Genomic DNA, 14656 nt, shown 5'->3' with positions numbered 1-14656 from the left:
CCTCTCATGTTAGGTGTCACCAGGACTCCTCAATGCCTGGCATTAACTATCATTCTGACTGGTACGGTTATTCTCGCCTCTGCCACACGCTCTGACACCGCACAGCCGCGTTATAGAGTGGAATGAGCATGTTCCTGCGCTATAGTCATAGCCGGCGTGCTATAAGTTGAATCAGAAGCAGATAGACAACTGTTTATGTTATTCCAGCGTTCAAAGTACCCTGTATAAAGCGCGCTTTTACGCTCAACATTAAATCTAAATCCTTATTGATTTTTGATCAAAGCTCATATGGATGAAGACTATAGTTCATGACCCGTTGCCTGGTTTCTTCATCTAACGCTTGTTCCTCATTCATCTCAGAAAGCTTTATTTTATCGAGCACTGTTTGCTTATTAGGCTCAGGCAACGTGACAAAAACTTTATCCCAATCAGCTTTATGACCGTGCATTTCAAAAAGCTTATCAAGAGCAGAGTTTATTAATGGGCTTCCAGAATAGAGCAGTGAATCAGGTTCATGGCATGTAAACTTGATATAAAGAATCGCTTTAATTAACGCATTTGCCTCTTCTCTTGAGAAAGCACCACTCTCATAAATCTTCATAACTGATATCCTTTCGGAATTATTTAATTATTCGAAACAGCACAGGAATTATAAACAGTACGCTCAGGCAGGCGCTTTTTCTGTAAACATGAAGGTTTCGATTTGGGTTATAAAGTCAGATTTAGAACGGGTTTTAGTGGTACCTAAAAAAATTTCCGCCTTACCATCCTGAGGGAGCTGTATGAAGTCAAGGACAAACGCCCCATCAGGATCACCCTCAGGCTCATATCTTGAGTCGAAACATAAACCTTTTTGATTATGTCCACTTATCAATATGGAGCCATAAAACCATCTCATATTTTCTGCATTAGGTTCGAATGCATAAAAATTGTTAACATCGATACACCAACCGCTAGCTATACGTAGGGGCTGGAGGTTAGTCCAGGTGTCATTCATTCTGTTTCTCGGCTCAAATTTTTACGCGTGTGGGATACTCTGTGATGGAAATAAAGGTTATTGCAGGACAAATTTACTTTATAATACTAGCTCAATGTAAGTTACTAGATTTTAAAACCGTCAAAATTGAGTGAACAAAACTCACGAAAAGAATTTAGAAGTTGTTATTTGAATAACCAAAATCAATATAACCTTCCGAGCTTATTACTAAACACCATCGTTTCTTTTTGTCAGTAAAATAATGATGTTGAGGAATAGAATTAATCACATAATCGAGGAAGCTGTAAAATTGAGATGTCTCCATAAGTACAGCAAAATCTAACGAAGAATCATTTACATAGTAAAAAAGACCACTGGTGTTAATGGCGTCGCTGGCAGCGCCGCCTGAAATAAAAGCATTAATTTGCATCAGCCAGTCGCCATATCTGTCGTCTAATTTACGGAATTCATGTCCAGATACCGTAGACCACCGTATTTTAGATCCCGACCACTGAAAGGATTTAGATAAATCATCAACAATGTAGCCCCAATCGTCAACAATTACCTCTGCTCCGTAACGATCAGTTATTTTCTTTTTAACTTCTTCACTTAACGTCATTATATATCACCAAGTTTAGATCAGTTAAAAACTATTATGTGCAGGCGGTAAAATGAAGGCTCTTGGTTTAAATAAATAAAAAAATTCATAGTATTTGATTGGTATTATTGACCAGTTAAATAGACCGAAGGGCCAGATAAATGCATGTAGATACAATCCAGTTCTAAACTGAAGCCAGGCCCTCTCATAATGAGCTTGCTACTATCCTGGATACTTACATGTACTTCCATATTTGTAGCTATACCGGATAGTTGCATTGACTTCACCCCTGCGCAGATAAGACCACACCTACACTTATCATAATTAGACTGCCAGCGAGGTAGTGGATTATCTGGCAATGCCTCAAGCAAATCAAATTCGAGTATCACCGAGGGCCCGTCCCGTTCAATTTTAACCGAGAAAAGATCTACTCTGTCGATATCTATAGGCCTTGAAAAAACTTTATTAAAAAGATAAGCGCCTTCAAGTTCGTTCCAAAACATGTTAATCCCTCAAAATCATGGATCTGTAATCTCTACAATGAACACCTGCTGGATACGTTTTTTTTGGGAATTTAGAGTGTATCGAAGCTGTGTTCCAGACTCTTGAGTGGTTGGATTTATTTAATAGTATGAACAAATTCTTTCAATCTATATCTCCACTCTTTCCCGTCATCATATATATAGAGTCTGACGTTATCATTTAAACGCATAACATAGAAGAGATTAGATAGTTTATCGGTTCTTCTTCCAAGATCATCAAACAGATAAAATATTAGAGTTTCTTTACTTGACGTATATTCATTATATAATTCCCATTCTATCTTGTCGTCTGATGCTGAAAAAAAATCCGATTCATTCATAATTATCCAACCAGCACACTCCAGCTCAAACTTTAATTGTATAAGCTTATCTCTAATCATATATTTCCCAGCAGCTTAGACAATATCAACCCCCTCCGTTCTTTCAATCACCTGTCCATAGTTCCGTGGCAGCGCTACCGCCTGACTGACCAGGGATAAGTGTAATTATTTTCAATGCTATCTCGGCGAAAAGTCCCATAAACTTAATGACTGGATAGGGGTAACGGGGCCCAAATTGAACGTTTCCATTTTATAGCGTGTTTGCGGAGAATATTTTTTATTATTCCCTCAAAAGAAATATTGAAATATTCATCAGAGTCTATAACAACGTCCAAGGTATAATTACTATCGCACAACATTTCATTCAATCTATCAATTTTATCCACAACTTTAATTTTGTAATTATCAAACACAACTTCTGCGATATAACGCCCTTTATCATCACGCATAAGAAACTGTTGATTAAAAGCTACGGATAATTTAATAAGTAAATCAGCAAAACAACAATCTTCTAACAACACAAACCTTAACCATCTTCTTTTCATAACCACCCGCTCTATAGTTGCTTTCTCAATATAGATCAACAGCATATATTGTATTGCTTGATGCATAACGCTGTAAGAAATTTTGATTGCGCGAGCTGTCTTTGCTTCCAATAGATGGAACGGGCTGCCCGTGCCATGTACCTCAAGGCGAAGATTACAGTCTTGCCAGTTAGTTTTCTTTATCTTACGCACTCAAATAGAGTATTTTTAAGCCAACATGAGCTGATTACATATATAAATAAAATATATATTTAACTGTTTTTCAGCTTTACAGCTCTATCTCATTAAGATTGTTAAGAAAATCCGTAAATGTCTGACTAATAGCATAAACATTCGACATGTCAGGAACTTCTCCCTCCTCAGCTTCAAGCTCGTGATCCCAAAAGTAAATCCCCTGCTTCTCGTTTACACCAAGCAGGACAAGGTTACCACCAGCATCATGCGCAATAGGTATCATGTCTTCGGGCACTCTGCCTTTATATCTCTCATAATACTTACTTAAGTTGCTATATTTGTCTTTCCCTAGACTAAGAAACCAATCAACTGCAGAGCCATCTTATTGATTACATAGAAAATAAAATGCGCTCGGTATGGGTTGGCCTCCATTATACTTTTTTAGAAACGACTTATAATCTTCAGGAAAGAAAACACCAGTCTCTTTCTCAAAGGCTATAATTTCGTCCTTGCTGGCAGGAGTATTATAACTTTGCATATGGCAAAAAGAATTTTCTCACCAGCCCCTTTTGCCACGCCTCTATATCCAAGAGCGCAAGCCCGTTGTACCCCCAACGACTCCAACGAATTGGTATACGAGTTAAGCTCGTACAATAGCCAAATCAGGCTTATCTCGCTATGGCCTCTACCCGCCGGGTCGTAACAGCGGGATGTAGCAGTACAGGGCATTTTGGTAGTCAATGTACTGCTCCACGAAGCGCAGGTGCTGCGGGGTGTCTAAGTGATCAGCGTGCTTACGCGCAGGCTACCGCCCCTGGCACCTGATGACGCGCGCCAGACGTTGTCGATGTTGCTGTCGACCACGCCTCTGGCAGGCCGTTCAAGCCCCTGAGATACCAGAAGATCTGCGCGAGCTAACGGTCAACGCATCCCAAAGGCTCATAGCTATTTCGGCGTAAATACACTTCACCGTCGCATACACGCTTTGGTTGCTGGCGTATGCCATCCTCTGCAGGCTGGACCATAGGGAGCAGGTGCAGTCGCTGGCAAAGCAACGTCGCTAATTTGAAATTGACGCGCTTGCGCCATTTCAGCCCGCTTACCACAATCAACTCCCAGGGCAGTTAATTATGGATGGCACGATACTACGCCAGAAGCCACTTTTCCAAACCCAGGTACAGTCTCAAAGACGAATTCAGACATCTCCCACGTCGACCACAAACAAAGCTACTTCATTATATTCGCGCAGCACTGGCATGCATCTTAAAGGCAATTAACTTTATAAAGCCGCAATTCGAGACTGGATGCGGCGTGACAGTAAGGATTACTGAGAGATGCGTGATCATCATCGCTGTGCCCAATAACATGAAGGAGCTGCACGAACAGCCTTATCAAGCTAAACCGCGCCCCAGCGGCTGGTAGCGGTTTCAAATCACTATGCTTTATGTCGCTTCAGGGCTCTGACTAAATGATCTTTTTTACATTCATACGGATACCAGGGATATTGACTTTAAAATCGCCAAAGAATTTATCAAATTGTAGAGCATGTCTTTAGAATTAGAACACCTTATTACTTGAACAATGTCACCGTCACCAACTTGACATATACCTTTATTGGCATCCTTTGCAGCATTTCCACTTATACAGCTCAAGATCTTCGTATCGACCTGCGTAAAGTTAACCTTAAGACCTGCCATAGAAATAGAACAGGTCGGCGGTGTGTTAAATTGCACATGATTACCCTGACTGCGCATATATCAGCATATGCTATCTCTGCTTGTGCCGTAACGTCACCATTTTTGACAAGTCTAATTTCCTCGTGAATAGTTTTTAAAATCACCAGTAACCCTCCCTGAACCACATCCCGCCAACCCCAACGGATCCGCCTACACCAGCGATCATCCACTTAGCTGTAGCTATTCAGCACACCCAGCAGCCCTGGCGGGGCCATCTGGATATAACGCCCGGCGACCGGATCGTAGCAGCGGAACAGGTCATAGTGCACCCCGCTCTCGCGGTAGAGGTGCTGGCCCTTGAAGCGCAGGTTCTGCACTGTATCCCATGAAACCGGTGTGCTTTCCCTCTGGCTGCGGCCCCTGGAGCTTGATGCTCCGCGCTATACGGTGTCCCCGTGGCTGTCGCCCCGCGCCAGCGGCTCATAGCTGTTTTCGGTGTGGATATACAGCACCGCTGCGTCCGGGTGGCTGTCGCTGGTTTCTCCGACCATCTGCAGGCCGGACCAGGCGTACTGCGTGCGTTCCGGTGTGGTATAGGTATCATTAAGATACTGAAATTTCAATTCAAAAAAAGATTATTCCTTAAAGTCGCTATTGCAATTAGTAATGCCCATAAACATATCCAAAAAATCAACTCTAATAAAAAACCATGATGATTATTACTTCCTCTGCTTTGCTATTTACAAGAATAAATATTTACCTCCTCCAATTCATCAGTACCCAATTTCATGAATAAAACCTTTAAAGCTTCTGATGGAAAAGGGTGTTCGTGTACTAATATACTAATTTTTAAGTGGGTCTCGTCTATCGCATTGGCGCTCCATAAAAACCAGAATCTGTTTTCAGGTTCAAACCAGTAAAGCCAATTCTCAAATGTCCAATCGTCACCATCACTTGAAAAGGAATTAGTAAAGTACTTAGGTAAAATTGCAAGCCAAAAATCTAGATCAGGCCACTTAGGGAAAGTATTCTGATTAATTGTCAATAATATATCTCTCGCTTTTTGCAATATAAAATCGCCGCAACCAGCACGACAAGTTGTCATATACTCGACGATAAACCCATTATTCTTTTTAAGACAAGAAGATGAGGAAATTCTTTCCCCCTCATCTTCTAAGTACTCTTTCAACACATCCAAATAATTCATAATGTTCTCCCAGAACCTTGTATGATGTTTTCCAATAATTCATTAATCTGCTATGGCCTTAATCCATATTGATCAGGCGTTTGTTTATCAACTCGTAATGGCCTGTTTCGATCTGCTTTGTGTTTAGATTTACCTAACTCTCTTTCAGTCATAGACGTTTCCCGTAGTTTGTCCAGCAATGTTTGTTTAACCTCGAAAGTTTTAACTTGTTTATCACCCATACCACGAAATTCAGCGGATCTTTCCTTACTACCAAAGTTTAAAAACAACATTCTTTATCTATCGGGAATAGTAATATTTCCTAACTCATCAATAAAAACCTTTGCCTTGCTACAACATCAGTTTTGACACGATAAACAGGAGTTGTTTTACCACACATCAACCCGAGCGGATCCACCAACACCAGCGGGTCAACCACATACGTATACGTATTCAGCCCGCCCAGTAGACCAATCGGATCCATCTGGGTGTAACACCCGCCCGCCGGGTCGTAGTAGCGGAAGATGTTGTAATGCAGGCCCGTTTCGCGGTCCAGGTACTGACCCTGGAAGCGCAGGTTCTGCGGGGTGTCCCGGGTTACCGGTGTGCTCTCACGCAGGCTGCGGCCCCAGGCCGTGGAAGCTCCGCGCCAGACGGTGTCGCCGTTGCTGTCGGTCACACTGTCCGGCAGGCCATTCAGTTCCGTTTGATACCAGAAGATGTCTGCGTGATCACCGTGGCTGTCGACGCGCGCCAGCGGTTCATAGCTGTTTTCGGTGTAGATATACTGCACCGCCGCGTCCGGGTGGCTGTCACGGGTTTCACCCACAATCTGCAGGCCGGCCCAAGGCGTACTGCGTGCGTTCCGGTTTACGGGCATGGCGTCGCCACACCTGCTTCTCCGTGCGGCGGCCCAGCGCGTCATAGCGGTATTCGGTTTTTGTGAACTCCGCATCGCCGTCGATTTCCACCCGGCTGATACGGTGCTCGTCATCGTAGCTGAAGCGCTGCGTCACTCTCCGGTGCGTGTCGTGGCGCACGGTCATGCGCCCGAAACCGTCGTCGCCCCACAGCGACTGACAGTACTTCTCAGCCGGGGTGGAGGGTGCGCCGTCGGTGTATATACGACGGATTATCTGGCCAGATGATCCATTATGATAGTATTATAGAGGTCATTATGTAGCTGAGTATTTTTATCAATTCATAAATTCAATAAAGAAAAATGAAGAGGCATAGAAATATGCTCATTTAATAAAAACTGAAAAAATCCAATATCAATATCAATATCAATATCAATATCAATAAATTATAATGAATGCCTGTATTTTAATGCTCTATAAAAATAAGTCACCTCCCCCCATAAATAGAAATCACGCATTTACTCCTTATATCAATATCGACATTCAACTCTTTTACTTCAATAACCCCGTCCCCAATACCCATCCAATTATCTTGAGTTATATCATTTGAAAGAAAAGTAACCGTATAGAATTCAGTGTCTCCTTTTTTTCGAATTATAGGGTTTATATATATATAAAAATCGTCAATTGCATAATATCCATTCCACTCGCTATTTTTTACAGCAAAAATAGCAGCTAGTAAAAAAGGAGTTAACTCCTTTGATATTTTGTTAGATTTAAAATTACTCATGTCCATATTCCCTCTCATTTTTATAAAAGTACAGCGTCGTCTGGACCATTAACTCTGCCAAAAATTTTCCAGCTATCCCCGCCTGGAGTGCCTAACGCATCAGTACAGTCAGGAAAAGTATTACTCACTTAATTGTGAAAGAATATATCTTTAACTGAGAATTTATCACTATTATATGCGTTCCTATATGCCCCCCAACTTGTTGGTTATATTAAAACCAAAGTCTGCATAATCCCCATAAGTGTGGTATTGCCCAACTGGAGTTGCGCCATATGGTAATCCTGCTGCTGATTCTTTAAAAGTCGGGGCAGTCCTGCCTGTACCGAACCTTCCGCGTGTATAATCATAGGAACCATCTTTAGCCCTATATAATATTCCGTCATACTCTCTGTTTTTAAATATGGACATCAGATTGTATTTATTCAAGGCAGACTCTGCTGCTTCATCCACATTATTAAATCCACTAATACATTTTCTTGCCAGCCCCAACGGATCCCCCCAGCGGATCGATCCAGTTTAACGGATTCGGCGCATAAGCATACAGGTTTAACCCACCTCTTAGACCAATCGGGTCCATCTGCGTGTAACACCCGCCCGCCGGGTGGTAGTAGCGGAAGGTGTTGTAGTGCAGGCCCGTTTCGCGGTCCAGGTACTGACCCTGGAAGCGCAGGTTCTGCAGGGTTTCCCACTCGACAGGTGTGCTTTCCCGCAGGCTGCGGCCCCAGGCCGTAGAGGCTCTGCGCCAGACGGTGTCGCCGTTGCTGTCGGTCACGCTGTCCGGCAGGCCGTTCAGTTCCGTGTGGTACCAGAAGATCACCGCGTGCTCACCGTGGCTGTCGACGCGTGCCAGCGGTTCATAGCTGTTTTCAGTATAGATATACTGCACCGCCGCGTCCGGGTGGCTGTCGCTGGTTTCGCCCACAATCTGCAGGCCGGCCCAGGGCGTCGTAGCGGTATTCGGCCCGGGTGTATTCCGCGTCGCCCTCAATAGTGACCTGGCTGATGCGGTGCTCGTCGTCGTAGCTGAAGCGCTGCGTCACTCTCCGGTGCGTGTCGTGGCGCACGGTCATGCGCCCGAAACCGTCGTACTCACGGCTCACGCCGTCCAGGCGTTTCAGCAAATGGAGCGGTTGTTCGGTGGGGAGTGGAAGTGATTCAGGAGGTGTCAGATGCCTTTTTCACCAGGAAGTAGTTACAGGCACTGGCTAAGTGCCATCCTTAATACGAAATTGATACACCTGCAACAAGTCACCCCGCTTATCACATCCCCTATCAGAGGGAGTTAATCATGGCTGAGAAGCATTCTAAGGCAGAACCCGCCATTTCCAAAACCCGCCGTCGCTATAAAGTCGACTACGTCAGCGCCCGCCACATCAACAGCAAAACCTACATGACCACGTACTACTCACTCCAGCCTGCACCTTAAGAGCGACTGGCTGGCCGAGGCGGGATTTGAGACCGGGCGCGGCGTGACGGTGAAGATTGCGGAGGGGTGCCTGACCATCATCGCTGACAATAACGAGGTGCAGGAGTTGCGGGAACAGCTTTATCAGGCCCGGTGGTTAAAGGGATTAAAGACGGGATGTTTAGTGTGCTGAACGAAGGTTAAATAATAAAAAAGCCGGGAAGATTTAATTTCTTACCCGCATTTTATTTATAGTGCTAATTCTAAATCCACTGGATTATTTATATTTATTCTTAGCCTAATATTACAACTTGATTCCACTATAATAATATCAGGCATATATTCATATACATTAATAAATGGGTTAGATTCTTCGGAATAAAGAACCCAAACTAAATTTTTATTTTCATCGAGATATGCAATAAATCCTTCAGAGCCATAGCTGCCTTCTCCAATGCAACAATAGCAATTATTCGCTAACTTAATCTCTCTAAACTTATCAATATCAGTAACTTCATCTTTATCTTCTTCATAAAAGGAAGAGAAATCAAACTCACCATTTTTCTCAATGCAAGGAGTAGGGTAAAGTATTATTTCACAAAGGAAAGATTTGCCGTTAGAAAAGTAAATGGCATTTTTTATCGGTAATAAACCACCTTCCCATAACTGAATAATATTTTTCATTTGCAACCTCTTGTTGTTCTTTCCGGTCGAGAGTTTAATCCGTTATCTGGTACTATTCCATCGGCTTTTATATTTTTTCGGCCTCTAAAATTTTTGTGACCATGTTTTCCCAGTAGATGAGTCAGGATGAGGAGCATTAGGGTCAACCCTAATGACTTTAACCTTATCTAATCCGGCCTCTAGAGCTGCGTCTAATCGTCTATTATCATAAGAGACTAATTGCCCATCAATATCAATTACTCTTAATGGCGACATGTCCCAATCCCAACCACCATTACGCATAACGTCGGCATAATCACGAGGTGATATTGTTCTTTGAGAAAAATTAATATTTTGGGATTAACCCACTCCCCTGTTAATCCCAGCGGGTCGATCCAACTTATTGGATTGGGCACATTTGGTATAAGTTTAATCGACCAAGCAGCCTTATCGGAACCATCTGCGTGTAACACCCGCCCGCAGGGTCGTAGTAGCGGAAGGTGTTGTAGTGCAGGCCCGTTTCACGGTCCTGGTACTGGCCCTGAAAGCGCAGGTTCTGAGGGGTGTCCCAGTCGACCGGTGTGCTCTCGCGCAGGATGCGGCCCCAGGCGGTGGAAGCCCCACGCCGTTGCTGTCGGTCACGCTGTCCGGCAGGCCGTTGATTTCGGTGTGGTACCAGAAGATGTCCGCATGCTCACCGTGGCTGTCGACGCGCGCCAGCGGTTCATAGCTGTTTTCGGTGTAGATATACTTCACCGTCGCGTCCGGGTGACTGTCGATGGTTTCGCCCACCATCTGCAGGCTGGACAAGGCGTACTGTGTGCGCTCAGGTTTACGGGCATGGCGTCGCCACACCTGTTTTTCCGTGCAGTGGTGCAGCACGTCGTAGCTGTTCTCGGCTTTTATATGCTATTAATCAACAAGGTTAATATGTGACCGAATTACTTTATTATTTATAAAGATAATTAACAAAATCATTCCAAAAATTAGGATTAAAAACAGTATTTTTATCCAAACCTAAAATTTGACCTAAAGACAAGTAGTAATCGATATTAATTTTCCGTTTCTCAAATTTAGCGTTTATTAAATCGATAAGTAGCCCCTCAAAAGCCATTTCATACTCTCCATGCTGTAAATAGTGCATAACTGCACTATAGATATCAGCCTCGATTATCTCAGAATAAATACTTAATAGAGATAACATAGCCTCACGCATCTCACTATAGTCAATTTCGCTTCTCATTATCTCTCACTCACATTAAGGTTTAGGTTGTTTTGGTGGATTAGGTGGCGTATTTGTTGGATAGCTCGTTGATATTTTACCTGCATATTCAGGATGGTTTGGCGGATAAAAATCAACCCTGATATCAATTCCTTCTCTCGTACCTGTAACATAAGGTGAATTCCATTTCCCGACCCCGGAAACTGAGTTTGGATCTGTTGCCACATCAGAAACATGATGGAGGATATCATCATCACTCCAACCTGCCGGAAACTCAGTCTTATCGGGCTTGTTTGCGCCATGCCGATGCCTATTCAATATATGGTCTTTTCTATGTTCAGTGAGATCGACTTTACACAACCCCAACGGATCTAGCCACCCCAGCGGATCAATCACATAGGTATAGGTATTCAGCCCGCCCAACAGCCCTATCGGATCCATCTGGGTGTAACACCCGCCCGCCGGGTCGTAGTAGCGGAAGGTGTTGTAATGCAGGCCCGTTTCACGGTCCAGGTACTGGCCCTGGAAGCGCAGGTTCTGCGGGGTGTCCCGGTCGACCGGTGTGCTTTCCCGCAGGCTGCGGCCCCAGGCACTGGAAGCTCCGCACCAGACGGTGCCGCCGCTGCTGTCGGTCACGCTGTCCGGCAGGCCGTTCAGTTCCGTGTGGTACCAGAAGATGTCCGCGTGCTCACCGTGGCTGTCGACACGCGCCAGCGGTTCATAGCTGTTTTCGGTGTAGATATACTGCACCGCCGCGTCCGGGTGAATGTCGCTGGTTTTGCCCACCTTCTGCAGGCAGGATCAGGCGTACTGCGTGCGCTCCGGTTTCCGGGCATGGCGTCGCCACACCTGTTTCTCCGTACGGCGGCCCAGGGCGTCGTAGCGGTACTCGGCCCGGGTGTATTCCGCATCGCCGTCGATTTCCACCCGGCTGATGCGGTGTTCGTCGTCATAGCTGAAGCGCTGCGTCACTCTCCGGTGCGTGTCGTGGCGCACGGTCATGCGCCCGAAACCGTCATACTCGCGGCTCACGCCGTCCAGGCGTTTCAGCAGGTTGTTCCATACCGGCTGCATCTCCGGCGTGGTGCGGTTGTCCGCCGCGTCATACCAGAAACGCTATTGTTCATCCGATTGCAAAATTTATGAAAACGCCTAATTAGAGATGTAACGATTCCCGTTTAGGTATAAATAATCATCACTAATCTAACAGCACAAAAAACTAAAGCTTTTCCATATACTCATTTGCTAACTCAAGGATATCTTCATCATTATTTGCTAAGCCCATTTGCACATGTTTAATGAACATGTTTTTATCTTTTAAAATAAGTAAAAAGTTAGCGATGGATTCAAACAAGTAATAATCCATAGGTTCATTATATAATTCACTCAAAAGCTTTTGAATAATTTCCTCATAATCCTCCAACCAGTTTCGTAATGAAATCAAACTGAAAGCTAAGAGTTTCTCTTCATCATTTCCTGCTATAGAAATCATGAACAACTCTTTCATTACAGAAGATGAAACATCTAACAAACCATCTTTAATCAATTTAAGAGCTACCATCCTAACTTCAGCATCCTTTGTTCTCAACAATGTGTAGAAATCAAAATCATGGCTAGAAATTATCTTTTTTACTTTGTAGAAATAGTTATTTAAAGCTTTTTCATGTTTTTCATACATTGGCCAAGTGAGGCCATTTTGATGTGATTTATCGATAAGAAACCTAGTATTTTCATTTAATTCATCCTCAGCCTCGAAGAAGTCATCAATAAAATTACTCATATTTTACCTCCATTTTCCCATGGCAATGAGTTAAACAAATCGTCAAATTCGTCTACAGTCATATCTTTAGTAGGATATATCGTGCTATGTCCCGGTGACATATACCCTCCAGGCATGTCCCTTCCATCATGTCTAATACCCAATCCATCAGGCATCTTCACTTCCTCGGGTAAAATATGGTAATGGCCTTGTAACCCCGACTTGTTAACTCATAAAGATTTTGCCGTAAGTTAATAGTAATGCCTCTACTATGTGTTGTAGGACACAGCAGCAGTTTGAATTGCATGATGAGGATTATGTGTTGAATTAAGACCAGATCTAAGATTACCTACTCGTACCCGACAATATGTACCAACATATAAATCTTCGCCTTTTTTGGCTAAACCACATTTAAGACCTAACGGATCGATCCAACTTAATGGGTTCGAACCGTAGCTATAGAGGTTGGTACCTGCATTCAGCCCTATCGGATCCGGCTGCGTAAACTACACACTTTCCGGATCATGATATCTGAACGTATTATAGTGCAACCCCATCTCTTCATCATGGTACTGTCCGGCAAACCGCAAATTCCTCTTCGTCGCATATGGCGACTCTCCTTATCAGATTAAGGCCAATCCTCCAGCCATTTAACCTGTACAAATCATATTATCCGTTTTAAAATTCTGTCACGTTATTTCTATATAGGGTACGCATCAATTTCTATAGGTTTTTTAAAATTTACGATCAATTTTATATATTCGCTAAAAAAAACAGCGTGACTTTCATCCAGTATCTCTCCACGTTGAATTGGATTATACTGTGTTAGAAATAAACTCCAGTTCAAAATTCCTGAGTTAGTACATGCAATGAACCCTTCATTTCCCATTGCTCCTTCACCAAACAATAACTCATATCCATTTTGCGCAATAGATATAGAGCCATATGATTGAATAGAAGACCATGGTTCTGATTCATATTCCACTATTTGATCCACACTGCTTCCAGCATAAGGATTAATTATAATTCTATCGCCCAGTTCTAAACAATTTAAAAGTACAACCCTTCCGTCAGAAAATGTTACACAATCGTAGCCAAGAATTTCATCTTGTTGCCACCGTTCCTGAATAGCGTCAACAACGTCCAATTTTTCCTCCTGATTTTTTAGGGTTTGGTACAATCTGCGGTTTTACCTTTGTTCCTCTTTCTGGCAACTGAACTTTGGGTAAACCAGAGCCTTTAGGAGCCGAATTAAGTTTTTTAGAAATATTCTTTCCATAAGTTCCACCACCTTGCATAACCTGATCAGTAGTTACCTTCTCTATGGGAACCTCCTTTAATCCAGCAGCCTGCGCCGCATGAAGACGTCTATTATCTAACGATACAAGTTGTCCATTAACCTCCATGACATTTAGTGGTTTATCCCAATTCCATTTCCCCGAATTCATCAACTCTGCATAATTGTTTTCAAGAATATAAGCTTGAGAAAAATTCAAATCATTCGGATTAACCCAAATCCAACTGTTTTCCCAGCCCAATGGATCAATCCACGTTAGTGGATTCGGAGCATACTGATATAAATTTATGCCCCCCGCCAGCCCTATCGGGTCCATCTGGGTGTAACACCCGGCCGCCGGGTCGTAGTAGCGGAAGGTGTTGTAGTGCAGGCCCGTTTCACGGTCCAGGTACTGGCCCTGAAAGCGCAGGTTCTGCGGGGTGTCCCGGTCGACCGGCGCGCTCTCGCGCAGGCTGCGGCCCCAGGCGCTAGATGCGCCGCGCCAGACGGTCTCGCCGTTGCTGTCGGTCACACTGTCCGGCAGGCCGTTCAGTTCCGTGTGGTACCAGAAGATGTCCGCGTGCTCACCGTGGCTGTCGACGCGCGCCAGCGGTTCATAGCTGTTTTCAGTATAGATATACTGCACCGCCGCGTCCGGGTGACC

20 protein-coding genes and 5 pseudogenes are annotated in these 14656 nt (G+C 43.9%); 2 read left to right on the top strand and 23 right to left on the bottom strand.

From position 1 onward, the window contains the following. Window positions 1-277: 277 nt before the first annotated feature. The 14 genes and pseudogenes from N7V53_RS20060 to N7V53_RS19995 all read right to left on the bottom strand — a co-directional run. Entirely contained in the window at window positions 278-601 is a 324-nt protein-coding gene (locus tag N7V53_RS20060) for a hypothetical protein (RefSeq protein ID WP_279794660.1), read from the bottom strand. A gap of 63 nt (window positions 602-664) precedes the next feature. Continuing rightward, the gene (locus N7V53_RS20055) at window positions 665-997 is read right to left on the bottom strand and encodes a hypothetical protein (protein WP_279794658.1); all 333 of its coding nucleotides are present in this window, start codon (window positions 995-997) and stop codon (window positions 665-667) included. 154 nt (window positions 998-1151) lie between these two features. Further along, on the bottom strand, window positions 1152-1595 hold the full coding sequence (locus N7V53_RS20050; protein WP_279794656.1) for a type IV secretion protein Rhs: 444 nt from the start codon (window positions 1593-1595) through the stop codon (window positions 1152-1154). Between the two features lie 104 nt (window positions 1596-1699). Next, window positions 1700-2077, bottom strand: a complete 378-nt coding sequence (locus N7V53_RS20045; RefSeq protein ID WP_279794655.1) for an Imm50 family immunity protein — start codon at window positions 2075-2077, stop codon at window positions 1700-1702. 116 nt (window positions 2078-2193) lie between these two features. Then, window positions 2194-2496 (bottom strand): hypothetical protein, encoded by a 303-nt coding sequence (locus tag N7V53_RS20040; RefSeq protein ID WP_279794652.1) that lies wholly within the window; start codon window positions 2494-2496, stop codon window positions 2194-2196. A gap of 143 nt (window positions 2497-2639) precedes the next feature. Then, window positions 2640-3173, bottom strand: coding sequence for a hypothetical protein (locus N7V53_RS20035; protein WP_279794650.1), 534 nt, complete (start codon window positions 3171-3173; stop codon window positions 2640-2642). Window positions 3174-3249: 76 nt separating this feature from the next. Next, window positions 3250-3693: pseudogene (locus N7V53_RS20030) on the bottom strand (SMI1/KNR4 family protein). Window positions 3694-5061: 1368 nt separating this feature from the next. Further along, a complete protein-coding gene (locus tag N7V53_RS20025; protein ID WP_279794648.1) occupies window positions 5062-5208 on the bottom strand; it encodes an RHS repeat-associated core domain-containing protein in 147 nt (48 codons plus the stop codon). A 63-nt stretch (window positions 5209-5271) separates the two neighbouring features. Further along, window positions 5272-5454 (bottom strand): hypothetical protein, encoded by a 183-nt coding sequence (locus tag N7V53_RS20020; protein WP_279794647.1) that lies wholly within the window; start codon window positions 5452-5454, stop codon window positions 5272-5274. A 113-nt stretch (window positions 5455-5567) separates the two neighbouring features. After that, complete coding sequence (locus N7V53_RS20015) at window positions 5568-6038, bottom strand: hypothetical protein (RefSeq protein WP_279794645.1); 471 nt, start codon at window positions 6036-6038, stop codon at window positions 5568-5570. A gap of 379 nt (window positions 6039-6417) precedes the next feature. Next, window positions 6418-7162: pseudogene (locus tag N7V53_RS20010) on the bottom strand (RHS repeat-associated core domain-containing protein); the annotation flags it as partial. 202 nt (window positions 7163-7364) lie between these two features. Beyond that, window positions 7365-7667: a hypothetical protein gene (locus N7V53_RS20005; protein ID WP_279794643.1), complete on the bottom strand. Its 303-nt coding sequence runs from the start codon at window positions 7665-7667 to the stop codon at window positions 7365-7367. A gap of 183 nt (window positions 7668-7850) precedes the next feature. Continuing rightward, the gene (locus N7V53_RS20000; protein ID WP_279794642.1) at window positions 7851-8117 is read right to left on the bottom strand and encodes a DUF4329 domain-containing protein; all 267 of its coding nucleotides are present in this window, start codon (window positions 8115-8117) and stop codon (window positions 7851-7853) included. A gap of 46 nt (window positions 8118-8163) precedes the next feature. Further along, window positions 8164-8791 (bottom strand): annotated as a pseudogene (locus N7V53_RS19995) (RHS repeat-associated core domain-containing protein); the annotation flags it as partial. Between the two features lie 164 nt (window positions 8792-8955). Here N7V53_RS19995 and N7V53_RS19990 point away from each other — a divergent pair. Then, window positions 8956-9276 (top strand): annotated as a pseudogene (locus N7V53_RS19990) (SymE family type I addiction module toxin). A gap of 45 nt (window positions 9277-9321) precedes the next feature. Here N7V53_RS19990 and N7V53_RS19985 read toward each other — a convergent pair. Further along, complete coding sequence (locus N7V53_RS19985) at window positions 9322-9756, bottom strand: hypothetical protein (RefSeq protein WP_279794641.1); 435 nt, start codon at window positions 9754-9756, stop codon at window positions 9322-9324. A gap of 379 nt (window positions 9757-10135) precedes the next feature. Continuing rightward, a complete protein-coding gene (locus N7V53_RS22405) occupies window positions 10136-10288 on the bottom strand; it encodes an RHS repeat-associated core domain-containing protein (protein WP_347882235.1) in 153 nt (50 codons plus the stop codon). Between the two features lie 137 nt (window positions 10289-10425). On the opposite strand from N7V53_RS22405, the gene N7V53_RS19975 reads away from it, so the two are divergent. Continuing rightward, a complete protein-coding gene (locus tag N7V53_RS19975) occupies window positions 10426-10671 on the top strand; it encodes a hypothetical protein (RefSeq protein WP_279794767.1) in 246 nt (81 codons plus the stop codon). Window positions 10672-10684: 13 nt separating this feature from the next. Here N7V53_RS19975 and N7V53_RS19970 read toward each other — a convergent pair whose 3' ends face one another. From N7V53_RS19970 to N7V53_RS19940, 7 genes and pseudogenes are all read right to left on the bottom strand, one after another. Then, entirely contained in the window at window positions 10685-10978 is a 294-nt protein-coding gene (locus N7V53_RS19970) for a hypothetical protein (RefSeq protein ID WP_279794640.1), read from the bottom strand. A gap of 15 nt (window positions 10979-10993) precedes the next feature. Then, window positions 10994-11743, bottom strand: coding sequence for an RHS repeat-associated core domain-containing protein (locus N7V53_RS22400; protein WP_347882234.1), 750 nt, complete (start codon window positions 11741-11743; stop codon window positions 10994-10996). A gap of 15 nt (window positions 11744-11758) precedes the next feature. Next, window positions 11759-12031, bottom strand: a complete 273-nt coding sequence (locus N7V53_RS22395; protein WP_347882233.1) for a hypothetical protein — start codon at window positions 12029-12031, stop codon at window positions 11759-11761. Between the two features lie 145 nt (window positions 12032-12176). Continuing rightward, a complete protein-coding gene (locus N7V53_RS19955) occupies window positions 12177-12737 on the bottom strand; it encodes a hypothetical protein (RefSeq protein WP_279794639.1) in 561 nt (186 codons plus the stop codon). 248 nt (window positions 12738-12985) lie between these two features. Next, window positions 12986-13273 (bottom strand): annotated as a pseudogene (locus N7V53_RS22390) (RHS repeat-associated core domain-containing protein). A 143-nt stretch (window positions 13274-13416) separates the two neighbouring features. Then, window positions 13417-13863, bottom strand: coding sequence for a hypothetical protein (locus N7V53_RS19945; RefSeq protein ID WP_279794638.1), 447 nt, complete (start codon window positions 13861-13863; stop codon window positions 13417-13419). Next, window positions 13850-14656, bottom strand: an 807-nt coding sequence (locus N7V53_RS19940) for an RHS repeat-associated core domain-containing protein (protein ID WP_279794636.1), incomplete at its 5' end; no start/stop codon positions are given. The genes N7V53_RS19945 and N7V53_RS19940, both read right to left, overlap by 14 nt.

The organism is Kosakonia sp. HypNH10 (genome assembly GCF_029850615.1).
GTDB lineage: Bacteria > Pseudomonadota > Gammaproteobacteria > Enterobacterales > Enterobacteriaceae > Kosakonia > Kosakonia cowanii.
Note: the sequence above shows the minus strand (reverse complement) of the source record. Positions and strands in the feature narration are given on the sequence as shown.